The sequence below is a fragment of the Methylobacterium sp. E-025 genome, assembly GCF_022829705.1.
Lineage (GTDB): Bacteria > Pseudomonadota > Alphaproteobacteria > Rhizobiales > Beijerinckiaceae > Methylobacterium.
This window is the reverse complement of sequence record NZ_JAKSYR010000085.1, coordinates 1-340: the sequence shown is the minus strand read 5'-3', so window position 1 is coordinate 340 and position 340 is coordinate 1. Positions and strand designations below refer to the sequence as shown.

General features: G+C 74.7%; 1 protein-coding gene. It reads right to left on the bottom strand.

Annotation, left to right across the window (positions count from 1 at the left end; translation table 11 throughout):
• The coding region (locus MKK64_RS10320) for a KUP/HAK/KT family potassium transporter (RefSeq protein WP_243934313.1) at positions 1–340 on the bottom strand (340 nt) is incomplete at both ends.

Here is a 340-nt window from a genome sequence, read left to right as displayed (position 1 = left end):
AACCCGGATCGAGCCCCGGCGGCCCGACGTGCGGGCATCCGACCCCCACCCTCCAGGAGATCGCGGCGGTGGTAGCAGCGTCTCCGTAGGGAAGGGCCGCGCCGACGAGCCCGACCACCAGCGGCAGCGCCGGCCAGGTGCCGGCCTTGGCGTGGCGGGCGCCGAGCAGCGCCAGCATCGCGACGATGACGCCCTCGCCGCGGTTGTCGGCGCGCAGGATCAGCACCGCGTATTTCAGCCGGACGATCAGGATCAGCGCCCACAGGATCAGCGAGACCGCGCCGGTGGCCGCCGCCGCGACCGGCGCCCCGCCGGAGATGCCGGCCTTCACCGCCTCCTT